This is a genomic window from Ruegeria aquimaris, from assembly GCF_025751555.1.
In the GTDB taxonomy this organism is placed as follows: domain Bacteria; phylum Pseudomonadota; class Alphaproteobacteria; order Rhodobacterales; family Rhodobacteraceae; genus Ruegeria_B; species Ruegeria_B aquimaris.
In genome coordinates this window covers 16026-36646 of the sequence record NZ_JAOWLB010000011.1, presented here as the reverse complement: position 1 = coordinate 36646, position 20621 = coordinate 16026, and the positions used below count along the sequence as shown (strand labels likewise).

The 20621-nt window shown below is 62.6% G+C and carries 23 protein-coding genes; 7 read left to right on the top strand and 16 right to left on the bottom strand.

Translation table 11 applies throughout. The features are described 5' to 3' along the window. From OE747_RS14985 to OE747_RS14965, 5 genes are all read right to left on the bottom strand, one after another. Positions 1–921, bottom strand: coding sequence for an OmpA family protein (locus OE747_RS14985; protein ID WP_263829380.1), 921 nt, complete (start codon positions 919–921; stop codon positions 1–3). Further along, positions 918–1490, bottom strand: a complete 573-nt coding sequence (locus OE747_RS14980) for a peroxidase-related enzyme (protein ID WP_263829379.1) — start codon at positions 1488–1490, stop codon at positions 918–920. The genes OE747_RS14985 and OE747_RS14980 overlap by 4 nt, the downstream gene beginning before the upstream one ends. Next, positions 1487–2212, bottom strand: a complete 726-nt coding sequence (locus OE747_RS14975) for a GNAT family N-acetyltransferase (protein ID WP_263829378.1) — start codon at positions 2210–2212, stop codon at positions 1487–1489. Before OE747_RS14975 ends, OE747_RS14980 begins: the two co-directional genes overlap by 4 nt. Then, positions 2209–2931: a competence/damage-inducible protein A gene (locus tag OE747_RS14970; protein WP_263829377.1), complete on the bottom strand. Its 723-nt coding sequence runs from the start codon at positions 2929–2931 to the stop codon at positions 2209–2211. Before OE747_RS14970 ends, OE747_RS14975 begins: the two co-directional genes overlap by 4 nt. 67 nt (positions 2932–2998) lie before the next feature. After that, a complete protein-coding gene (locus tag OE747_RS14965) occupies positions 2999–3547 on the bottom strand; it encodes a TetR/AcrR family transcriptional regulator (RefSeq protein ID WP_263829376.1) in 549 nt (182 codons plus the stop codon). Positions 3548–3656: 109 nt separating this feature from the next. On the opposite strand from OE747_RS14965, the gene OE747_RS14960 reads away from it, so the two are divergent. From OE747_RS14960 to map, 3 genes are all read left to right on the top strand, one after another. Beyond that, positions 3657–4412: an SDR family NAD(P)-dependent oxidoreductase gene (locus tag OE747_RS14960; RefSeq protein WP_263829375.1), complete on the top strand. Its 756-nt coding sequence runs from the start codon at positions 3657–3659 to the stop codon at positions 4410–4412. Positions 4413–4451: 39 nt separating this feature from the next. After that, positions 4452–5144, top strand: coding sequence for a DNA/RNA nuclease SfsA (gene sfsA, locus OE747_RS14955; RefSeq protein ID WP_263829374.1), 693 nt, complete (start codon positions 4452–4454; stop codon positions 5142–5144). Between the two features lie 85 nt (positions 5145–5229). After that, positions 5230–6039: a type I methionyl aminopeptidase gene (map, locus tag OE747_RS14950; RefSeq protein WP_263829373.1), complete on the top strand. Its 810-nt coding sequence runs from the start codon at positions 5230–5232 to the stop codon at positions 6037–6039. A gap of 101 nt (positions 6040–6140) precedes the next feature. On the opposite strand, the gene OE747_RS14945 is transcribed toward map, so the two are convergent. The 3 genes from OE747_RS14945 to OE747_RS14935 form a co-directional block, all read right to left on the bottom strand. Beyond that, a complete protein-coding gene (locus OE747_RS14945) occupies positions 6141–6788 on the bottom strand; it encodes an HAD family hydrolase (RefSeq protein ID WP_263829372.1) in 648 nt (215 codons plus the stop codon). Positions 6789–6875: 87 nt separating this feature from the next. After that, positions 6876–7436: a 16S rRNA (guanine(966)-N(2))-methyltransferase RsmD gene (gene rsmD / locus OE747_RS14940; protein WP_263829371.1), complete on the bottom strand. Its 561-nt coding sequence runs from the start codon at positions 7434–7436 to the stop codon at positions 6876–6878. After that, positions 7433–8644 (bottom strand): NAD(P)/FAD-dependent oxidoreductase, encoded by a 1212-nt coding sequence (locus OE747_RS14935; RefSeq protein WP_263829370.1) that lies wholly within the window; start codon positions 8642–8644, stop codon positions 7433–7435. The genes rsmD and OE747_RS14935 overlap by 4 nt, the downstream gene beginning before the upstream one ends. 98 nt (positions 8645–8742) lie before the next feature. Between OE747_RS14935 and OE747_RS14930 the strand changes: the two genes are divergently transcribed. After that, the gene (locus OE747_RS14930) at positions 8743–9228 is read left to right on the top strand and encodes a peroxiredoxin (protein ID WP_263829369.1); all 486 of its coding nucleotides are present in this window, start codon (positions 8743–8745) and stop codon (positions 9226–9228) included. Positions 9229–9241: 13 nt separating this feature from the next. Here OE747_RS14930 and OE747_RS14925 read toward each other — a convergent pair whose 3' ends face one another. Then, positions 9242–10456: an MFS transporter gene (locus tag OE747_RS14925; protein WP_263829368.1), complete on the bottom strand. Its 1215-nt coding sequence runs from the start codon at positions 10454–10456 to the stop codon at positions 9242–9244. Between the two features lie 67 nt (positions 10457–10523). Between OE747_RS14925 and OE747_RS14920 the strand changes: the two genes are divergently transcribed. After that, complete coding sequence (locus tag OE747_RS14920; protein ID WP_263829367.1) at positions 10524–10946, top strand: helix-turn-helix domain-containing protein; 423 nt, start codon at positions 10524–10526, stop codon at positions 10944–10946. Here the strand turns inward: OE747_RS14920 and OE747_RS14915 are convergent. From OE747_RS14915 to OE747_RS14890, 6 genes are all read right to left on the bottom strand, one after another. Then, entirely contained in the window at positions 10943–11236 is a 294-nt protein-coding gene (locus tag OE747_RS14915; protein WP_263829366.1) for a 4a-hydroxytetrahydrobiopterin dehydratase, read from the bottom strand. The genes OE747_RS14920 and OE747_RS14915 overlap by 4 nt on opposite strands. Beyond that, complete coding sequence (locus OE747_RS14910) at positions 11233–12420, bottom strand: GNAT family N-acetyltransferase (RefSeq protein WP_263829365.1); 1188 nt, start codon at positions 12418–12420, stop codon at positions 11233–11235. Before OE747_RS14910 ends, OE747_RS14915 begins: the two co-directional genes overlap by 4 nt. A 45-nt stretch (positions 12421–12465) precedes the next feature. Continuing rightward, a complete protein-coding gene (locus tag OE747_RS14905; RefSeq protein ID WP_263829364.1) occupies positions 12466–13224 on the bottom strand; it encodes a glycerophosphodiester phosphodiesterase family protein in 759 nt (252 codons plus the stop codon). Then, complete coding sequence (locus tag OE747_RS14900) at positions 13221–13679, bottom strand: RidA family protein (RefSeq protein ID WP_263829363.1); 459 nt, start codon at positions 13677–13679, stop codon at positions 13221–13223. The genes OE747_RS14905 and OE747_RS14900 overlap by 4 nt, the downstream gene beginning before the upstream one ends. A 74-nt stretch (positions 13680–13753) precedes the next feature. Then, the gene (locus tag OE747_RS14895; protein ID WP_263829362.1) at positions 13754–15055 is read right to left on the bottom strand and encodes an HlyD family type I secretion periplasmic adaptor subunit; all 1302 of its coding nucleotides are present in this window, start codon (positions 15053–15055) and stop codon (positions 13754–13756) included. Next, entirely contained in the window at positions 15052–16785 is a 1734-nt protein-coding gene (locus OE747_RS14890; RefSeq protein ID WP_263829361.1) for a type I secretion system permease/ATPase, read from the bottom strand. The genes OE747_RS14895 and OE747_RS14890 overlap by 4 nt, the downstream gene beginning before the upstream one ends. A gap of 220 nt (positions 16786–17005) precedes the next feature. Here OE747_RS14890 and OE747_RS14885 point away from each other — a divergent pair, with 220 nt between their 5' ends. Continuing rightward, positions 17006–17800 carry an MlaA family lipoprotein gene (locus tag OE747_RS14885; protein WP_263829360.1) on the top strand — a complete coding sequence of 265 codons (795 nt, stop codon included), beginning with the start codon at positions 17006–17008 and terminating at the stop codon, positions 17798–17800. After that, positions 17790–18398: an MlaC/ttg2D family ABC transporter substrate-binding protein gene (locus tag OE747_RS14880; protein WP_263829359.1), complete on the top strand. Its 609-nt coding sequence runs from the start codon at positions 17790–17792 to the stop codon at positions 18396–18398. The genes OE747_RS14885 and OE747_RS14880 overlap by 11 nt, the downstream gene beginning before the upstream one ends. Before the next feature lie 30 nt (positions 18399–18428). Here OE747_RS14880 and OE747_RS14875 read toward each other — a convergent pair whose 3' ends face one another. Continuing rightward, positions 18429–20573 carry a transglycosylase domain-containing protein gene (locus OE747_RS14875; protein WP_263829358.1) on the bottom strand — a complete coding sequence of 715 codons (2145 nt, stop codon included), beginning with the start codon at positions 20571–20573 and terminating at the stop codon, positions 18429–18431. Between the last annotated feature and the right edge of the window lie 48 nt (positions 20574–20621).

Here is a 20621-nt window from a genome sequence, read left to right as displayed (position 1 = left end):
CTACTGCGCCATCAGAACAGCCTCGACCCGGCGGTTGGCATCGCGGCCCTCGGCGGTGAGGTTGCTTGCAATTGGCGCGAGATACCCCGCTCCCTGCGCCTCAAGCCGGTCGGGCGCGATGCCGTATTGCTCGACCAGCCGGTCGCGCACCGCCTCGGCCCGGCGGCGGCTGAGGTCGATATTGGCATCCAGACCGCCGACATTGTCGGTATGCCCCACCAGCGTCAGGCGCAGGGCCGTATCAGAAGCGAGAATCTGCGCCAACTCGCCCAGCGCATCAAACGGGCCTTCGCCCAGGGCACCCGCCCCGGTACCGAAATCGAGACCCGACAGGATGACCCGACCCCGGGTCTGAAGCCGCCCCAGCATGTCTATCGGCGCCGGACCTTGCGCCGGTGCCGGCGCGGCGATGGTTTCATCCTCGGCCTCCGACGCTCCGGTCGGCAACACCCGGATCAGCTGTACATAGGCGTCAGGCGGGTTGCGGCTGACCAGCAGGCTCAGCGCCTCGTCCCCCCGCATGGCCGAAAGAAAACGATAGTCCCGCACCGCGACATACATGTCTGGGCTGGGGATCACCTCGGTCGCAAAGCGGAAATCGAAGCCGCCACAGGTTTGCGCGGCGCAATCGAGCAGCAGATCGAAACCCGCCTCAAGGATCTGGTCGCGCAGCGGCGCCAGGATCTGAAGCGTGGTCTTCGACCCGACGCTGATCCGCCAGCTGCGTTTCTCGACCCGGCCCTCCAGCGCCTGAACCGGCAGCACACCGTTCGCCCAGACCCCCGTTGGCAGGTCATAGCTATCGAGCACGCGGATACGCTCGGTCAACTGGCGGCTGCCCTGCGGCAGGCTCAGGCCAAAGTCCTGCGCCGTTGCCGGAAACGCGGCAAGCGCCGCGCAGAGGGCGAGCCAGCGGATCATCGGAATTGCGCGTGATACTCGTCGTTGGGCACCATCGCCGTCGCGCTGGCCACCCGGTTCGACATGTTGAAGAACCCGGCCACATTGGCGATGTCCCAGATGTCGCGGTCGCTGAACCCGACATCGCGCAGCGCTTGGCGATGCGTTTCCTCGATCTCGGCACTGGCGGTGGTCATCTTGGCGGCGAAATCCAGCATCGCCCGCTGCCGCGCATCCAGAGGCGCCACGCGATAGTTCATCACCAGCATCTCGCCCAGCTTGGGATCACCCGACAACTGCCGCACGGCAGCGCCATGCGCGACCAGGCAGTAGAAACACTTGTTGATCGACGAAACCACAACCGCGATCATCTCACGCTCCAGCTTGCTCAGGCCGCTGGGTGCCAGCATCAGATCGTTATACATCGCGGTAAAGGCATTGAGCTTCGCAATGTCGAACGCGTTCGCCTTGAGGACATTGGGCACCATGCCCAGTTTCTCGACACAGATATCGAAGTATTTCTGCGTCTCGGGCGGCAGCGGGTCCACCATCGGCAGATCCAGCGCGGTGGGGCGGGTCTGGTCGGTCATGCGGTCTCGTTCTCCTCCAAAAGGCGATAGTGATACTCTCCAACGATCTCCATGCCCAGAGAGCGGTAGAGCGCGTTGGCACCCTCGTTCGCCTTGGTGCAGACCACGCTAAGCGTATGCGCACCGTTGTCCATCGCCCAAAAGGCCGCGCCGCGCATCGCCCATTGGCCCAGACCCTGCCGACGCTGGTGCGGCGGAATCTCCAGCGCATGCAGCATGGCGACACCGTCATGAACCGCGACAAAGGCCACCCCACCCGGCTTGTCCCGATGCCGCATCAGCAACCCGGTCTTGGGCCCGGTGACCCGGTCCATCACTGCCAGCCGTCCGGGGCCGATGCCACCCTCGGCCCATAGCTCGCGCATGATGGCCAGCGGTTCCCACAGGGCAAAGACGGTCACGCGCGGGATCGGGATATCGGTCAGCTGCTCGGCGGCGATGGCATAGATATTGACCGGGTCGATAACGTCATAGCCCCGGCGCGCCAGCTCCGCATCCAGCGCCTCATCCCCCGGCCGCAACTGGAACAGCGGCTGCTGGCCCATGGCGCGCATCGCGTCCTCGGCTGCGTCGATCTCGCCTGCGTTGACCGGGCCCAGCGCCGAGGCGGCCGAGACCCGCTTGCCGCCACCGCGCCCCTCGCGGAGCAACAGGTTGCCGCGCGTCTCACTGCGCGCAGCGGGCCAGGTGGCATCTACCACCGCGAACCAGTCGGGCGTCATTGCGCGGTCTCCCGCGCCAGCCGGGTCACCGCGGCATCGACCCGGGCGCCATCGGTGCCGCGCACCACCACGTTGGCGCCAAACGCGCCGTTGATCTGGAACGGATAACAGCCGATGGACAGATCCGGATAGTCCGCCGCCAGTTGCGTCAGCGTTTCGGCAATATCACCCTCTCCCCGGTCGATGCGCAGGGTCTGCGACAACAGCGGCTCGCCACCGGTCAGCGTCGGCAGGACACTGGCGACCATCGCCTGGAACACGCTGGGCACACCCGCCATCACATGCACGTTGCGGATGGTGAACCCCGGCGCGGTGCTGACCGGGTTGTCGATCAGCGTGGCGCTGTCGGGGATGCGCGCCATGCGCAGGCGCGCGGCGTTCAACTCCAGCCCGGTGCGCTGGTAATGCGCTTCAAGCAGGGCGCGCGCATCGGCGCGGATGTCGATATGGTCGCCAAAGGCCCGCGCGATGCAATCGGCGGTGATGTCGTCATGGGTGGGTCCGATGCCACCGCTGGTAAAAACATGATCGAACCCGTCGGACAGGGCCCTGACCGACGCCTCGATGGCGGGGGCGTCGTCGCTGACGACGCGCACCTCTTTCAGGTCGATCCCGTGCTTGGTCAGTTCTCCGGCCAGATGGTACATGTTGGCGTCGCGGGTGCGGCCCGACAGGATCTCGTCCCCGATGACCAGCATGGCGGCAGTTGGGTTTGGCATGATGGGCCCCTTCCCTGAAGTCTGATCCAAAAATATCGGTCCTGTGCCCGCCTGCAAGAGAGCAGCGTCACGCCACCGGCATTTCCGCGCTCAGTGCGCGAACACTTTTGTCGAACAGCGCCATGTCCCCCATGGCACGCGCCAGGATCATCCCACCTTCGAGCGTGGCGATGGTCCGCGCGGCGCAGTTGTCGGGCTCGGCCCTGTTCGCGCGGGCAAAAACCCGGCCCAGCCATACCAGATTGCGCTCAAAGAACCCGCGCGTCTGCCGCGCCACCACCTCCGGTAAGGACCCGATCTCGGCCCCGAACATGCCGCACAGACACATCAGTTCGTCCGTGACCAGCGCCGCGCGATAGGCGTCGATATAGCGCAGCAGCAATTGCGGCGGGTCGCCTTCCTCGGGGTCGCCCAGCGCCTTGAGGAACCTGTCGGCATAGCGTTCCGCCAGAGCGGCGCCCAGATCCTCCTTGGTGGCAAAGTGATAGTGGATGCTGGCCGGCTTCACGCCGATTTCGGCGGCGATCTGGCGAAAGCTGAAGGCGTTATAGCCGCCCTGCCGCGCCAGTCGCTCGGCACTGTCCAGAATGCGGGTCACCGTGTCGGGTTGGCTCATCTGCTCGCGCTTTCGTGATCGGAATATTTTTACCTACCTATAGATAGGGGTTGCAATTGCCTGTGCCAATGTCAATTTACCTACCTATCAGTAGATAGGGAATCATCTCATGACCAACAAAACCACCCTGATCATCGGCGGCACCAGCGGCATGGGCCTGGAAACCGCCCACCGCATCGTGGCCCAAGGCGGCCATGTCACGCTGGTCGGATCCTCGGCGGCCAAGCTCGACGCGGCCAAGGCCAAGCTTGGCGCGCTGGCGGATATCATCCGCACCGATCTGACCGACACCGCCGCTGTCGAGGCATTGATCGCCCGCATCGAAACCGAAACCCGTCATATTCACGGTCTGGTCAACGCCGCCGGTGTCTTTGCACCGAAACCCTTTCTGGAGCATGAGGCCGCCGACTATGACCGCTACATGAGCCTGAACCGGGCCACATTTCTGCTGACCCAGGCGGTGGCGCGCAACATGGTGGCCCATGGCGGCGGCGCGATCGTGAACATTGGCTCGATGTGGGCCAAACAGGCCGTGCGCGCCACGCCTTCCTCGGCCTATTCCATGGCCAAGGCCGGTCTGCACGCGTTGACCCAGCATCTGGCGATGGAACTGGCGCCGCATGGCATTCGGGTGAACGCGGTCTCTCCGGCTGTGGTGATCACGCCGATCTATGGCGCCTTCATCGAGCCGGAACAGATCGAGGCAACGCTGACCGGTGGCTTCGACGGCTTTCACCCCATTGGGCGTGTCGGCCGACCGGCAGATGTGGCAGCCACCATTCAGCATCTGCTGTCGGACAATACCGCCTGGGTCACCGGCGCGATCTGGGATGTCGATGGCGGGGTGATGGCGGGCGTGGCCTGACCCTTTGCAACCGGGCGGGGCTGCGATATGCGAGGGGTCATGCAGTTTGCGACCCCGCTTGTCCCCGCCCGCCTGATCCGCCGCTACAAACGCTTTCTGGCCGATTGCCGGCTGGAGGACGGGCGCGAAGTGACCGCCCATTGCGCCAATCCCGGCTCCATGTTGGGCCTGGCCGAACCGGGTATGAAAATCTGGCTGGAGCCCAACGACGACCCGAAGAAAAAGCTGAAATTCGGCTGGCGGCTGGTCGATCACGAGGACGGGAATTTTACCGGCGTCGACACTTCTGTGCCCAATCGCGCGCTGCGCGAGGTGTTACAAAACGGAACATTGCCCGCTCTGGCCATGTACAAAACGGTCAATTCCGAGGTCAAATACGGTACAAACAGCCGCATCGACTTTCTCTTGTCCGGCCCCGACCTGCCCGACGCTTATGTCGAAGTCAAAAGCGTAACCCTCTCGCGCAAGCCCGGCCTGGCCGAATTTCCCGACAGCGTCACGGCGCGCGGCGCCAAGCATCTGGCAGAGCTGACCATGATGGCACAGCAAGGGCACCGCGCGATCATGCTGTATCTGGTGCAGCGCACCGATTGCGACCGGTTCGCACTGGCCGCCGATATCGACCCGACCTATGCACGCGCCTTCGATACGGCCCATGCTCGGGGTGTGGAAAATCTGATCCTTACCACCCATATCTCACCAGAAGGGGTCGAAATCGCCGATATGCTTTGACATATTGCGACCCTGCGCCCTCTGGCACTTTCTGCGCAAGCAGCGTAAACAAGGGTCCGCGCGCAACAAATGGAGCCCCGCACCGATGAAAGAACATCGTGGCCGCCTGACCAAGGATGGCATCCGCATCTACGAACCCGCGGACTTTGCCGGCATGCACGCCGCAGGCGCGGTAGCGGCGCGCATCCTGGACGATATCGCGGAACATGTCTTTCCCGGCCAGACCACGGGCGAGATCGACCGCCTCATAACCGAGATGGTGGAGGCCGCAGGTGCAAAATCGGCAACCATCGGGTACAAGGGCTATCAGCACGCCAGCTGCATCTCGGTCAACCATGTGGTTTGCCACGGAATTCCCGGCGACAAGCGGCTGAATGATGGTGACATCCTGAACATCGACGTGACCGTGATCGTCGATGGCTGGTTCGGCGATACCAGCCGGATGTATGTGGCGGGCAAGCTGCCGCGCAAGGCCGAACGGCTGATCCAGGTTACCCATGACGCCCTGTTCAAGGGCATCGAGATGGTCAAGCCCGGCAACACCTTTGGCGATATCGGCCATGCGATCCAGGCCTATGTCGAAGCGCATCGCATGTCGGTGGTACGCGATTTCTGCGGTCACGGGCTGGGCCAGGTGTTTCACGCGCCGCCCAACGTGCTGCATTACGGCCGCCCCGGCACCGGCGCGATGCTCGAGGAAGGCATGTTCTTCACCATCGAGCCGATGGTGAACCTGGGCCGTCCCGAGACCAAGACGTTGGCCGATGACTGGACTGCGGTCACTCGCGACAAGTCGCTGTCGGCGCAGTTCGAGCATTCGGTGGGCGTGACGGCGAACGGGGTCGAGATCTTTACCCTGTCGCCGGGCGGCAAGTTCCATCCGACCTACGCCTGACCAGGGCGGAACCGGGGGCCAGCCCCCGGACCCCCCGGGATATTTGTAGCAAGAGAAAAGACAAGGCGCGAAGCCGCTGGAAGGGTGCGCGCGCGGGCCGGTCAGAGTCCCAGCAGCGCCGGAACCTCGGCCATTTCGTGAAACACCTCGGCCCCGAGTTCGCGCAGCCGCGCGCCGTCGTCGTGGGCGGCATAGCCAAGGCAGCGCATTCCAGCCCGAATTGCGGCGGTCACACCGCTGGTGCTGTCCTCGATCACCACGCAATCCCTTGCCTCCACCTGAAATTGTCTGGCAGCGGCCTGAAACAGACCCGGATCCGGCTTGGAAAAACCAAGTTCATGCGCTGAAAACATGGCGTTGGGATGGAACCGCTCCCACAACCCGTTTTGGCCCAGCGTGATGAGCATCTTGTCTTCGCTGCCGTTGGAGGCCACGCAACACCTGATGCCAGCGGTATCCAACCTTTTCAGCAGTTCCGGGATACCGGACACCAGCGGCACACCCTTTCGAAGACAGGCGTATTCCTCGGAATAGACCTGCTCTACCCAATCATGTGGCAGCTCTGCACCCAAGCTGATCGCCTTTTCCCTTACCCCGGCCATGGAACAGCCAACGAACAGTTCCATCGACTGTTCCGCGGTCAGCGGCAGCCCATGCCGCGTCAGGTTTTCCGCCATTATCCGGTTCGACGCCGGCTCGCTATCCACCAGAACCCCATCACAATCGAATATCACCAGTTCATGTCGCATGAGGTGCTCCGGGTTACCCAAACGAGGTCTAACGCGGCCTGGATGTCGGGGCAAACCAGTGGCAAGCGGCGGCATGCCGACCCTGTTTCACCCTGAAACATCCCGCCACATCAGGGATATATGGGTATCGCCATACTTGCGGGTATCATGAAGGGTGAACCCCTCGGGCGCGGCCATGGGCGCGCTTTCCTCCCACACGATCAGGGCGTCATCGGCCACCCAGCCGCCTTCCAGAGCAGCCGCAAGGGCGCGCGCGCCCATCCCCTTGCCATAGGGCGGGTCAACAAAGATCAGGCCGCAGGGCGCGCCGGGATTGGTTCCAAGCCGCGTGGCGTCACGGCGGATCAGCGTGGTTTGACCGCTGCTGCGCGTCAGGTCGATATTCTTAGTGATCAGCCCCTGGGCCACCCGCCCGTCATCGACGAATGTGACATGGGATGCACCGCGCGACAGGGCCTCGAGCCCCAGCGCGCCGGTACCGGCAAAAAGGTCGAGCACCTGCGCGCCCTCGATCACATCGAGATGGGTGAGCACGTTGAACAGGCTTTCGCGGACGCGGTCGGTGGTGGGGCGCAGATGCGCTCCCGCATCGCCCTTGCCGACCGAGGCCAGCGCCCGGCCCCGGAATGCGCCCGCGATAATCCTCACGCCTTGAGCAGCGGTTTCAGATCCGCTGACGGGTCGGCAACGATGGCCGGATCGGCGGTCTTGCCGCTGTCGATCAGCCGCTTGCCTACCATATAGGCGCGCGGGTCATTCATGGCATCAACCGCCACCAGCTGATCACCGGTATAGTACCAGAAAGACACGGTCTGCCCCTCGCCCGGGCGGGTCACCACCCGGTCATAGCCCGTGTTCAGCCCGGCGATTTGCAGCTTGACGTCATACTGGTCAGACCAGAACCACGGCTGCGCCACATAATCCTTGCCCGCGCCTAGCATGTTCTGCGCCACCATTTCGGCCTGGTCGATGGCGTTTGGCACGCTTTCCAGCCGGATGCGCCCGCCCTTGTAGGGGAACGAGGCGCAATCGCCCGCCGCCCAGATCGACGGATCCGATGTGCGGCCTTGCCCATCGGTGCGGATGCCGTTTTCCAGCGCCAGACCCGCAGCCTCGGCCAGTGCGGTAGCCGGTGCGATGCCGACGCCGACGACGACAAAATCAACCGGCAGTTCGCCGCCATCGGTCAGCACGGCGCCGGACACGCGGCCTTGCGCTCCGGTCAGCCGGGTCAGGCCCACACCCTCGCGGATATCGACTCCGTGGCTGGTATGAAGCGCGCGGAAATAGGCGCTGGTTTCGGGTGCCGCCACCCGTTGCAGGATGCGGTCGGCCATTTCGACCAGTGTAACCTTGACCCCGCGTTTGGAACACACAGCGGCAGCCTCAAGGCCGATATACCCGCCGCCCACGATCAGGGCGCGGGCGCCTTCGGTCACCGAAGGCGCCATTGCGTCGATATCGGCCAAATCGCGCACCACATGCACCCCCACCAGATCACCGCCGATGGCAGCGGGCAGGCGGCGTGGCGTCGATCCGGTGGTCAGTGCCAATTGGTCATAGGCGATGGTCTCGTCGCCCAGAGAAACGGTCTTGGCCGCCGGGTCGATGGCGCTCACCTGTGCGCCCAGGCGCAGGGTGATGTTCTGTTCGACATAGAAACTCTCGGGCCGCAGGAACAGCCGCTCTTTCTCCATCTCGCCCAGCAAATAGGCCTTGCTGAGTGGCGGGCGCTGATAGGGCGGCACAGGTTCGGCGCCGATCAGGGTGATCTCGCCCGCAAACCCGTCCTTGCGCAGCCGCGCGACCAGAGACACCCCTGCCTGTCCTGCACCGATCACAACGATATGGCTCATCTTTCTGCTCGCCCCGCTTTTTCCCATGGCCTTGTCATATCTGACAGCTATATGCCGGAGGGACGAGTTCCGCAAATCCAACAGAGAGGTTCACGAAGATGATTTCAGTCGGAGATAGACTGCCGGACGCCACATTCATGATCTTCAGCGAAAAAGGCCCCGAGACGGTCGATCTTGGCGCCAAGCTGAAAGGCCGCAAGGTGGTGATGTTCGGTCTGCCGGGCGCCTTTACCCGTGGTTGTTCGATGACGCATCTGCCCAGTTTCATCCGCACCCGTCAGGCCCTGGCCGACAAGGGCGTGGACGAGGTGATCTGCGTTTCCGTGAATGACCCCTTCGTGATGACGGCCTGGGGCCAGCAAAGCGGCGCCGCCGAGGCCGGAATCACCATGCTGGCCGATCCGATGGCGGAGTTTACCAAGGCCATCGGGCTGGCGTTCAGCGCACCGGTGGTGGGCCTCTACGACCGCTGTCAGCGCTTTGCCCTGCTGGCCGAGGACGGGGTGATCAAGGTGCTGAACCTCGAAGAGGAGGCGGGTGCCTGCAAGCTGACCGTCGGCGAAGAGCTGCTGGAGCAGATCTAAGTCACCTTTCCCTTCAGAGCGCACGCCCGAGACCTAGACGTAAAACACCCGCGATCAGCGCCAGCGCGCTGATCGTTACCAGCAGAACCCCGGCACCCAGGTAGAGCCCGTCAAATCCGATGGAGGCGATGATCGGCAGGCTCAGGAAGGGCGACAGGACCTGGCCCAGGAAGATCGACGTGGTCAGCAGGCCACCTGCGGTGCCCCGGCGCCGCGCCGGGGCCAATGCGAGCATCACAGTCACAAATGCAGGCAGCACCCAGGCAAAGCCGATCCCGATGCACACACCCCCGGCCAGCATCGCGGGCAGCCCCGCCCGGGCCCCGATGGCGGCGATGCCCATCGCCATGGCGGCATATCCCAGCGCCAAGATCCCGGCCACGCCCAGCCGGGCTGCAAGATGCCCGTAAACCAGCGCGGCCAGCCCTCCGGCCAGGGTCAGCAGACCCAGCACCGTGCCGGTCATCACCGCGCCGTCATGACCCAGCGCATCCAGATAAAAGGGGATCTGCGTCGGCATGATGAAAAAGGTCATGTTGGTGATCATCTGAAACAGCAAGAGGCCCATCAGGATCAGCCGCCACTGTGGGTGCCCGTCTGTCTCCGGGGCCTCTGCGCCTTGCCCAGCGGCCCGCGGGGTCGGGCGCGGCAGGGACCGCATCAAAAAGGGGAGGACCAGCAAGGGCAGGGCATAGATGAGAAAGGGCAGCCGCGGAGACAGACCCGCGAGCAACCCGGCGGATGAGATGAAGGCAAAACCACCGAAATTGCGCGCCGAGGTCTGCAATCCGGTCAGTGCCGCCCGTGCCGCGCCGCTGAAGTAATCGCCGATCAGCGCCGTCTGGGTGGTCATGATCGCGGCCACCGCAACCCCCAGGATCAGGCGGCTGACCAGGATGCTCTCCAACCCTGGCAGCAGCAGACCGGCACTGCCCGCCAGCGCAAACAGTACGATCCCCCAAAGCAGCAGACTGCGCCGCCCGACGCGGTCGGACAGGACACCGACCAGCGGCGCCACAAGCACCACCGCAAGCGAGGGCGCAGGCACCAGAAGCCGGGTCAGCAAGGCCACCTGCGGGTGGGTGGCGAATTCGCGCGCCAACCCGGGCAGGGCCGGGCTGATGGTGGCGTTTGCCATGATGGTCAGCGTTGCCGCCAGCAGCAACGCCTGCGCGCGCCGATCGCGCCAGACGGCGTCGACAGATGTGGTTTCGACGGAGGAATTCATGATTGATCTCTTGAGTCATTCGCAACAGACGCGCACTCTGCGAATTCAAGTCAACTTGAGGTCAAGCATGAAAATTCTCGACATCGGAGAGGTCGCCGCGCAGTCGGGCGTACCGCCCTCGACGCTGCGCTATTACGAGGAACAGGGCCTGATTGCGCCCATCGGGCGCAAGGGTCTGCGGCGGCAATACGGGCCACAGACCCTGTTGCGACTGACCCTGATCTCGATGGGCAAGGCGGCCGGGTTCAGCCTGCCAGAGATCGCACAGATGCTGGGTGCCGACGGGCACCCCGACCTGCCCCGCGACGAGTTGCACGCGCGCGCCGACGATCTGGGCCGCCAGATCCGGCGCCTGCAATTGCTCCAGGATACCTTGCGGCATGTTGCCGACTGCCCCGCGTCGTCACATCTGGACTGTCCCAGTTTTCAGAAACTGATGCGCCAGGCCGAGCGGACAGCCGCGCGGGTCGGGAAGCGCGCGTCGCGTTAGCAGAGACTGTCCATTTTGCGCGCCAGTTTCGCGTCAAGCGAGCTGAGCCCGCCCACGTCGTGGGTGGTCAGCACGACATCGACCTTGCCATAGACGTTCGACCACTCGGGGTGGTGGTTCCATTTCTCGGCCCAGATTGCGACCCGCATCATCCAGCCGATCGCGTCGACAAATGTGTCAAAGGAATAGGTCTTGGTGATCGCGTCCCGGCCCTGGACCATAGTCCAGCCATTGGCCAGCAGCGGGTCCAGCAGCGGCCCGCGGGTTTCCTCGGACAATCGTTCGCTCATTGCTGTTCCTCCACTTGCGTCTTTCTGAACGGACCATAGTCCGTCAGGATTTCAATTTCCTCATCGACCGCCGCACCCTCGGCCTCGAGATAGCGGGCGACCGCATTCGCGAAACCCGGATCATTGACCCAATGCAGGCTATGGGTGCGGGTCGGAAGATACCCGCGCGCCAGCTTGTGTTCGCCCTGCGCCCCGGCCTCGACTCGGGTCAGGCCATGAGCGATGGCCCAGTCGATGGCCTGATAGTAGCACAGTTCGAAATGCAGGCAGGGGTGATGTTCGGTACACCCCCAATATCGGCCGAAAAGCGTTTTGCGCCCGATGAAGTTGAGCGCACCGGCGATGGCATACCCATCCCGCTCTGCCAGGACCAGAACAACGTCGTCGGCCATCGTGTCGTGCACAAGGTCGAAGAAGGCTCGTGTCAGATAGGGAGACCCCCATTTGCGCGAACCGGTGTCCTGGTAGAAACGCCAGAACGCATCCCAGTGTTCGGGTTGCAGTTCGCTGCCGGTCAGGGCGCGGATATGGCCACCGAACGCCTGGGCCTGCGCGCGTTCTTTGCGGATCGTCTTGCGTTTGCGCGACGAGAGTGCGGAGAGAAACCCGTCGAAATCGGCATAACCATCATTCAGCCAATGGAACTGTTGGGTCACGCGGTGCATCAGACCCATCTGGCGGCCTGCCTCTGCCTCGGCCCCCGTGCAGAAGGTGATGTGCAGGCTGGAGACACTGTTGTTTGCCGCAAGCTGCACCGCGCCCTGAACCAGCGCCGACTGGCCGATCTCTTCGTACCCGGGCCTGACCAGCAGCCTCCGCCCCGTGGCGGGGGTGAATGGAACCGAGACCTGAAGCTTGGGGTAATAATGGCCCCCTGCCCGTTCATAGGCATGGGCCCAGCTGTGGTCGAAGATGTACTCGCCCTGGCTGTGCGATTTGACGTACATCGGTGCGGCACCGATCATCATTCCGTCCAGATAAGCGGTCAGATATTGCGGCTGCCAGCCGGTGCCGCGCCCGACGGAACCACTCACCTCCAGCGCCTGGAGAAACCGATAGGTGGTGAACGGGTCCAGCGGCCGACCGCCATCCGCCGTTTCGGGACAGGCGCAGGCATCCCATTCCGTCGCAGAGATATCACTCAGCGACTGCACCACCCTGATTTCGATCTGCGCCTGATCCATTCGCCGCCCTCTTTCCACTTCAATCTGTGACCGGAGCGGGCAGGATCAAGCCGCGTATCCCTCGAAGGTGATATTGTCGGCGATGCTCCGCGCCTCGGAGGCTTGCTCAGCCGAGCGCACCGTCCAGCATAGCACCGGCACACCGCGCGCCTTGAGTTCGGCGACGCGCGGGCGGGTAAGGTCCTCGACCTCGTGGCTGATGAACGCGCTGGCGCTGCTCTCGAAATCGGGGATATCGCGCAAACGCTCGCAAGTCGCGATTGGCAGTGGCCATTCGTGCGGGTGATAGGCGCTGGTCACCAACCCGCGCGGAAGATCTGGCGCAAGCCGCGCCATCGCTGTGACGCTGTAAGGGTTGAAAGACATCACGGCGACCGGACCCCGGTACCCGGCCAGGGCCTGCGCGGCCGCAGCCTCCAGAATGCCGATATCGGGACCCATGCCGCCATCCTGATCCTTCAACTCGATCAACAGCGGGGCACGACCGGCGACAAGAGCGAGAATCTCCACCAGCGTTGGGACGCCTTCGCCATCCCCATGCAGCAATGGGATGCTGCTGGCCTCTGCACCGGTGATCTGGCGGATTGCACCCGCCTGCCCGGTAAGACGGCGCATGTCGTAGTCGTGAAACACCATCGCCTGACCGTCAGCGGTCAGTTGCAGGTCGATCTCGATGGCATATCCGGCTTCGATGGCCGCGCGGATGGCCGCGCGGCTGTTCTCTGGCCGACCCTGAGAGATATCGTGAAAGCCACGATGTGCAATCGGCGCGCCAAGCAGGGCGGCAGGCAGGGCGGGCGTCATTTTACCTCGAAGATACCTTCGATCTCGACCGCGACACCCAGAGGCAGTGCTGCGGCGCTGACCGCCGAACGTGAATGCCGCCCGGCCTCGCCCAGCGCCTCGACCAGAAAATCAGAGGCGCCGTTGATCACCTGCGGCTGGTTGGTGAAATCGGCAGTGGAGTTCACAAAGCCGGTCAGCTTGATGACGCGGACGAGTTGATCCAGATCGCCGCCACAGGCGGCCTTGACCTGCGCCAAGAGGTTGATCGCGCAACGGCGCGCCGCCGCGGCGCCGGCGGCCACATCCATATTCTCGCCCAGCTTGCCAACTATAAGACCGTTCTCGTCGTTCGAGATTTGACCCGAGATATAGACGATGCTGCCCACTTTGACGAAGGGCACATAATTTGCCGCCGGGGCAGGTGCATTCGGCAAGGTCACACCCAGACTGGCCAGTTTATCCTCGATACCCATGGTCGTAATCCTCCTGTTGGCGTTTGGTGGCGCGGACGCTAACCGGGAACGTCCGCGCGGAAAAGAGCCAAATATCAGGTTTCGCGGAACGCTTTGGTGAAATAGTCGGCCAGCGGCTTGACCAGGTAATAGATCGGAGATTGGTCCGCCGTTCGGATGAACGCCTCGACCGGCATCCCCGGAATCAGAACGGCCCCCTCTGGGAGCTTCTCGACTTCACCCTCGTTCAGCTCGATCTCGGCACGGTAGTAGGAAACCTGACTCGCCTCGTCCACAAAAGCGTCCGCAGATACCAGTTTCACCGTTCCAACCAACTCTGGCGTCTGCCGCTGATCCAACGCAGAGAACCGCAGCATCACCGGCTGACCGACATGGATCTGGTCGATGTGAATGGTCTCGACCCGCGCCGCGATGACCAGCGGCCGGTCCTGCGGCACCAGGAACAGGACCGGTTCCGCTGGTCGGATGACCGAACGGGGGGTATGCACCTGCAATCCGTAGACGATCCCCGAGACCGGCGCCTTGATATCAAGCCGCGAGAGTTGCTCTTGCAACGACCGGCGCTGTTCGGCGAGTTCCAATTCCCGATACTGAAGGTCGCGCAGCCGGGTGATTGCCTCTTCGCGCTGGCGGGTGCCGAGTTTCAGAATCTCGATGTCGATCTCTGTGATCCGGCCTTCCTGCTGTGCCTGAGCCGCGATCAGCTCGCCGAGCGACCCTTCGAGATCCGCCTTGGTTCGCTCAAGGCTGAGAACCCGGGCAGCCTGCGCCAGCCCCTTGTCCAGCAAAGAGCGTTGGCTCACCAACTCCTCTTCGATGAGCTTGAGTTGCGACTGTCGCGACTTTTGCTGCGCGATAATGCCTTCGATCTGATTGCCGATCTGGGCGCGGCGCTTTTCCAGCTGCTCGGTTTCCTTGGCGATCGATTCCTGCCGGGCGCGGAACAGACGTTCTTGGCCGTCGATCAGTTCCGCCACCTCTGGCCGGTGCGCCGCGACATCAAGCAGTTCACCGTCGAATGAAATCGTGTCATTACCATCGCGCTCGGCCTCAAGCCGACCGCGGCGGGCCATGAGTTCGAACAGCTGGCCTTCGACGATCAGCAATTGCGAGTTCAGCAGATTGCTGTCGAGGCGGATCAGAACCTGCCCCTCGGATACAGTATCGCCTTCGTCGACCTGGATTTCGGCAACGACACCGCCATCGAGGTGCTGCACGATCTGGCGGTTCCGGTCGACTTCGATCCGGCCGCCTGCGACAACCGCACCGGCGATCTGGCTCATCACGGCCCAGGTCCCAAAACCACCGACCAGAACGATCAGACCAATGACGCCAAAGACAATCGGGCCACGTGCGGAAAACCTGTTCTCGCTCATCGCACGCCTCCAAGCGCCTTGGTTTGCTGAATGGTCTGGTGATTGGTAACCCGTTCCTTCAGGACCTGATCCTTTGGCCCAAAGGCCACGGCTTGGCCGTTGTCAAGCACCAGAAGCAGATCACATTCCGCAATTGCGGCCGGACGGTGCGCCATGATGAGCACCGATTTTCCGGCCTCCTTGAGGGACCTGATCGCCTGGTTCAGCGCCTGCGACCCCTCATTGTCGAGGTTGGAGTTCGGTTCGTCGAGGATAACGATCACCGGATCGTCATAAAGCGCACGCGCCAATGCAATCCGCTGCATCTGACCGCCGGACAGGCGACCGCCGCCCGAAGCGATACGGGTGTCGTAGCCGTTCGGCAATTGCACAATCATGTCGTGCACTGCGGCTTTTTTCGCCGCTTCGACCACTTTCTTGGCGTCGGGGCTACCTGACAGGCGGGCAATATTCTCGGCAATCGTGCCTTCGAAGAGCTGCACGCGCTGCGGCAGGTAACCGATGTTCTGACCCAGAACATCCGGATCGTATTGGTCCAGAGATGCACCATCCAATCGCACCGTACCGCCAGCCGGACGCCACAGCCCGGTCAGCGCCTTGGCAAGTGTCGATTTTCCGGACCCCGAGGGGCCAATGACACCTACGGCCTGTCCGGGCTGCACCGAAAAGCTGACTGTCTTGAGCTGCGCCCGGGTATCGCCGGGCGGCACCACGGTCAACGCCTGAACGTCGAGCTTTGCCTTGGGCTTGGGCAGCGGCATACGCGGCTGCTCTGGCGGTACCTTTTCCAAGAGCTCGGCCAGGTTAGACCACCCTTTCATGGCCCGTTGTGCCACCTGCCACTGGTTCACGATCATCTCGACCGGCGCCAGTGCCCGTCCCAACAGGATAGAGGCCGCAATCATCGCACCAGGCGTGATTTCGCCAAGCAATACAAGATAGGCCCCCAGACCCAGCATCGCCGATTGCAGGAACAACCGCAGGGTCTTGGTAACGGTCGAGAAGCTCCCGACGATGTCGCTTGCGCCCAATCCATCGACAAGCGAGGTTTCGCGCGCGCCGTTCCAGCGGGCAAAGGCCGCCCCGCGCATCCCCATGGACTGGATGGTTTCCGCCTCGTTCCGGATTTCGTCACCGATCAACGTAGCCCGGTTCGCCGCAACCGCGGCATGAAACGTCGGCTTGCGAGAGAAGAGCTGGTTGAGAACGGTGATGATGATCAGCACGAAACCGCCCGCCAGCGCCATGATGCCAAGCCAGGGATGAAAAATGGCGATACCGGCAAGGAAAATCGGCGTCCACGGCAGGTCGAACAATGACATCGTCACCGGAGAGGAGATGAATCGCTGAACCGATTCCAGATCGGCAAGCCCGGTCTGCGCCACAGGGTCCTGCGCCACCGCTGACCGGCGCACCATCGCGTTGAACACCCGGTGATCGAGCTGTGCTTGGAACCGGGCGCCTGCCCGGGCCATCACCCGCCCGCGGGTATAGTCGAGAATGCCCATGATGCCATAGAGGAACACCACGAGAAGCGACAAGGCGACCAGCGTCTGTTCCGACCGGCTTCCAAGCACCCGATCATAGACCTGAAGCATGTAGAGCGGGCCGGTCAGCATCAACATGTTTGCAAAGAAACTGAACAGGGCGACGAACCAATACAGCGCGCGGCTTTGCCGGCGGGCCATCCGAAGTTCCTCTGCTCCGTGCAGATGTGATTTAGAAGTCATGTGAACAAGTTCTCAAATTCGCGTTGCTATGCGCATAGCTTTCTTTACGTGAGCCGCGCGGCAAGTTAAATGCGTCGCTGTTTCATATCCGGAAAAGATAGCCTATGTGTTTTCATTGTATCTGAGCAAACCTTAAGCTTGGAACCTCGAATTTCAAACCTCGACTCTGGCGGACCGCTTTGGCATCTCTGAGATCATCATGAACAAGTTCTCCCGAAATATGCTCAAATTTCTGGCGGTACCGCTGTTGGCCGTTCTGACTGCCTGCGCTTCATCGAATCCGACGCCGGAGGGTGGCGGTCAGGTCTATGATCCGTATGAGAACACCAACCGCGCGATTCACAGCTTCAACCGAGGCGTTGACAGGGTGTTCTTTCGCCCGGCGGCGAAAGGGTATGTCACTGTCATTCCGCGACCGATGGTGAACTCTTTCAACATGTTCGCCGAAAACCTCTCGCTGCCGGGGCAAACTGTGGATTACCTGTTGCAGGGCAAGCCGAAAGAGGCAGGAACCACACTGTTCCGTTTTGTCGTGAACTCGACCGTGGGCTTTGCCGGCCTCGCCGATCCGGCGAGCGATTTCCAGATTCCACGCGCCGATACCGATTTCGGCGAAACCTTGCATGTCTGGGGCTTTGCCGAAGGACCCTATCTGGAGCTGCCTCTCTACGGCCCGTCAACCACGCGGGACGCAATCGGCGTGTTTGTAAACCTGTTCACCAATCCGATCGACTTCGCACCGACCCGCCCGATCAACAACCTCGGGCTTTATGCCGAGATTGTCCGTCGGCTGGGGGATCGCGGCCTGTATTCCGATACGGTCGATTCGATTCTCTACGATAGTTCGGACAGTTACGCCCAGCTGCGCCTGATCTACCTGCAAAACCGCCGGTTCGAGCTGGCAACCGACGACGAAGATGCCTATCTGGGACTGTACAGTGACCCCTATTCCGACACAGGAACACCGGTCGCGCCCGATCTGGCTGACCCTTATGAGGATCCCTATGCCGAGTAAGCTTTTCTCCCGCCGTAGCTTTGCCACTACTCTGGCCGCTGGCCTGACCGCGCTGTCCCTGCCTGTCCCTGCCTTTGCCTTGACCGAGGCAAGCGCCTCGTCTCTGGTCAACGAGGTGGTGTCGGAAATCAACAAGGTGATAGCATCGGGCAAGTCCGAAAACGCGATGATCAAGGATTTCGAGCGGATCTTTATCCGCTATGGCGATGTCCCGATCATGGCACGCTATGCGTTGGGGCCGGACGCGCGCACGGCTTCGGCCGCGCAGTTGAAGAATTTCACCAGCGCGTTCCAGGGTTACATCTCGCGCAAGTATGGCAAACGGTTCCGCGAGTTCATTGGCGGTTCCGTCACCGTACAGGCAGCCCGCAAGATCAAGGCAGGCTATGAAGTCCGCACAAAGGTCAAGTTGCAAGGACAGGCGCCCTTCGACGTGACTTTCCTGGTCTCGGACAAGTCCGGCAAGGACAAGTTCTTCAACATGTTCATCGAAGGCGTGAACCTGCTGTTGACCGAACGCACCGAGATCGGTTCGATGCTGGATCGCCGCAAGGGCGATATCGACGCCGTGATCCGAGATCTGGCATCGGCCGGATAATCCTGATTCTGACCACCTGCTTCCAGGTGGTCAGTTCCCGAACAGATCCTTGAGAAGTTTGTCGACGGCTTGGCCCAATCCGCCCTGCGGCTTGGCAGGTTTAGGCTGTGCAATGACCTTGGGCTGCCGCGGCGCCTGCATCGGCAACGGTTTTGGCGTCATGCCTTCGTGTATCCGGACCATGGTTTCGTGCCAGATCTCGGCAGGCAGGCCACCGCCGGTGACGCCGCTCAACGGCGTGTTGTCATCATATCCCATCCAGACACCCGCCACGTAATCCGCGGTAAACCCGATGAACCATGCATCGCGCGCGGCCTGAGTCGTGCCCGTCTTGCCCGCCGCCTGCCAGCCGGGCAGCGCGGCGCGGCGGCCTGATCCTTCGGAGATCACCTTCTCCATCATCCAGATCAGTTGCCCCGCAGCCTCGGCGTTTATCACACGCTCACCGATGCCGGTTCCCGTTCCCATCAGCACTTCGCTTTCGCCTTGCAGGCGCAACTCGGTCAGACCGTAAGGCTCTACCGAGGATCCGCCGTTCAGGATGCCCGCATATGCGCCCGTCATTTCCAGCAGAGAGCTTTCCGATGCGCCCAGCGCCAGTGCCGGTCCAGCGGCAAGATCACTTTCGATGCCGAACTCGCTGGCCACCTTGCGCACATTGTCCAGACCCATCGCCTCGGCCACCTTGACAGCCGGAACGTTCAGCGAGTCTTTCAGCGCCTGCGCCAGGGTAACCCGGCCGTAGTACTTGTTGGTGTAGTTCTTTGGGCACCACTGACCCGATCCCGGGATGTTGATGCAATAGGGTTCGTCCACCACCGTATCGAGCGGCGAATGCCCCATCTCCAGCGCGGTGGCGTAGACAAACGGCTTGAACGAAGAGCCGGTCTGCCGCGCGGCCTGGGTCGCCCGGTTGAACGCACCGGTGACACGGGTGTCGCGACCGCCCACCATCGCGCGCACGGCGCCATCGGCAGACATCACGACGATTGCGGCCTGTGCCTTGGACCCGTCGCGAACCTTTTCCTGGAAGATGAATCGCATCGCCTCTTCGGCCGAGGTCTGGATACGCTGGTCGAGCGTGGTCTTGATGATCACGTCCTCTGTGGTATTGCCGCCAAAATAGTCCGGCAGCTCGCTCATCACCCAGTCGGCGAAGTACCCGCCCGCCTGCGCCGCTGCGGCTTCGGACAGATGCGCCGGATTGGCGCGCGCCGACTGCGCCTGATCAGCGGTCAGGTAACCCTGTTCTTCCATCAACCCAAGCACGACCTGTGCCCGCTCTTGCGAGCGTTTCAGGCTGTTGGTCGGCGCATAACGCGTTGGCGCAACCAGCAAGCCCGCCAGCATCGCGGCTTCGGACGGGTTAACCTGAGCTGCGGACTTGCCGAAATAGCGCTGGCTTGCCGCTTCGAACCCGCGAGCGCCCGCCCCAAGGAAGGCCCGGTTCAGGTAGATGTTCAGGATTTCGTCCTTGCTGTATTTGGCTTCCATCGCCATGGCAAAGACGGCTTCCTTGATCTTGCGCCACAATGATCCCTGCCGACAGTCGGATTCGTACTCCGCTTCGGATTTCCAGACATCGGGATCATAAGGCACGCCCAGACACAACAGCTTGGCCGTCTGCTGGGTAATGGTAGAGCCGCCGTGACCAGACAACGGCCCCCGCCCCTCGCGCAGGTTGATACGCACGGCACTTGCGACACCACGCGGGCTGATCCCGAAATGGTAGTAGAACCGCTTATCCTCGGTCGCCAGAACCGCGTTCTTGAGGTGCGGGGATACGGTATCGGTGGTGATGACCCCGCCGAACTGGTCACCGCGCCAGGCGAATACCTTGTCGTCCCGATCCATCAGGGTAACCGATCCGCGCGCCCGCCCATCGAGCAGAGCGCTGACATCCGGCAGGGTGGAATAGATCAGGGCGATAGCCAACCCGACCAGCAGCACCACGATCATGCCCGTTCGCCAGATCAGCCCCCAGACCAATCCGAAAAGCCAACCAAAGAACCGGGTGATGAAGTTGCCTCCCGAACGCCGGGGTGATTTTGCCTTGCGTTTCTGTGCCAGTTTCCCGCTGGCGCCGCGCGGTTTTGCCGGAGCCGGGGACTTGCTCTTGGAGCCATATCGTTTGTCGGCGACTAAACCCGATTTGCGCCGTTTGGAATCCGTCATGCCAGCTCTGCCCGATTTTTCTTGGGTCGCACAATAACGCCTCAGGCT

Excerpts from the sequence above, each read along its gene's own strand:
- OE747_RS14960 (WP_263829375.1), top strand. The coding sequence starts at position 3,657 with ATGACCAACAAAACCACCCTGATCATCGGCGGCACCAGCGGCATGGGC.
- OE747_RS14930 (WP_263829369.1), top strand. The coding sequence starts at position 8,743 with ATGATTTCAGTCGGAGATAGACTGCCGGACGCCACATTCATGATCTTC.
- OE747_RS14985 (WP_263829380.1), bottom strand. The coding sequence starts at position 921 with ATGATCCGCTGGCTCGCCCTCTGCGCGGCGCTTGCCGCGTTTCCGGCA.
- OE747_RS14975 (WP_263829378.1), bottom strand. The coding sequence starts at position 2,212 with ATGACGCCCGACTGGTTCGCGGTGGTAGATGCCACCTGGCCCGCTGCG.
- OE747_RS14880 (WP_263829359.1), top strand. The coding sequence starts at position 17,790 with ATGCCGAGTAAGCTTTTCTCCCGCCGTAGCTTTGCCACTACTCTGGCC.
- OE747_RS14915 (WP_263829366.1), bottom strand. The coding sequence starts at position 11,236 with ATGAGCGAACGATTGTCCGAGGAAACCCGCGGGCCGCTGCTGGACCCG.
- OE747_RS14925 (WP_263829368.1), bottom strand. The coding sequence starts at position 10,456 with ATGAATTCCTCCGTCGAAACCACATCTGTCGACGCCGTCTGGCGCGAT.
- OE747_RS14965 (WP_263829376.1), bottom strand. The coding sequence starts at position 3,547 with ATGAGCCAACCCGACACGGTGACCCGCATTCTGGACAGTGCCGAGCGA.
- sfsA (WP_263829374.1), top strand. The coding sequence starts at position 4,452 with ATGCAGTTTGCGACCCCGCTTGTCCCCGCCCGCCTGATCCGCCGCTAC.
- OE747_RS14935 (WP_263829370.1), bottom strand. The coding sequence starts at position 8,644 with ATGAGCCATATCGTTGTGATCGGTGCAGGACAGGCAGGGGTGTCTCTG.
- OE747_RS14945 (WP_263829372.1), bottom strand. The coding sequence starts at position 6,788 with ATGCGACATGAACTGGTGATATTCGATTGTGATGGGGTTCTGGTGGAT.
- OE747_RS14890 (WP_263829361.1), bottom strand. The coding sequence starts at position 16,785 with ATGACTTCTAAATCACATCTGCACGGAGCAGAGGAACTTCGGATGGCC.
- OE747_RS14920 (WP_263829367.1), top strand. The coding sequence starts at position 10,524 with ATGAAAATTCTCGACATCGGAGAGGTCGCCGCGCAGTCGGGCGTACCG.
- OE747_RS14900 (WP_263829363.1), bottom strand. The coding sequence starts at position 13,679 with ATGGGTATCGAGGATAAACTGGCCAGTCTGGGTGTGACCTTGCCGAAT.
- OE747_RS14905 (WP_263829364.1), bottom strand. The coding sequence starts at position 13,224 with ATGACGCCCGCCCTGCCTGCCGCCCTGCTTGGCGCGCCGATTGCACAT.
- map (WP_263829373.1), top strand. The coding sequence starts at position 5,230 with ATGAAAGAACATCGTGGCCGCCTGACCAAGGATGGCATCCGCATCTAC.
- OE747_RS14895 (WP_263829362.1), bottom strand. The coding sequence starts at position 15,055 with ATGAGCGAGAACAGGTTTTCCGCACGTGGCCCGATTGTCTTTGGCGTC.
- OE747_RS14910 (WP_263829365.1), bottom strand. The coding sequence starts at position 12,420 with ATGGATCAGGCGCAGATCGAAATCAGGGTGGTGCAGTCGCTGAGTGAT.
- OE747_RS14875 (WP_263829358.1), bottom strand. The coding sequence starts at position 20,573 with ATGACGGATTCCAAACGGCGCAAATCGGGTTTAGTCGCCGACAAACGA.
- OE747_RS14970 (WP_263829377.1), bottom strand. The coding sequence starts at position 2,931 with ATGCCAAACCCAACTGCCGCCATGCTGGTCATCGGGGACGAGATCCTG.
- OE747_RS14885 (WP_263829360.1), top strand. The coding sequence starts at position 17,006 with ATGCTCAAATTTCTGGCGGTACCGCTGTTGGCCGTTCTGACTGCCTGC.
- OE747_RS14980 (WP_263829379.1), bottom strand. The coding sequence starts at position 1,490 with ATGACCGACCAGACCCGCCCCACCGCGCTGGATCTGCCGATGGTGGAC.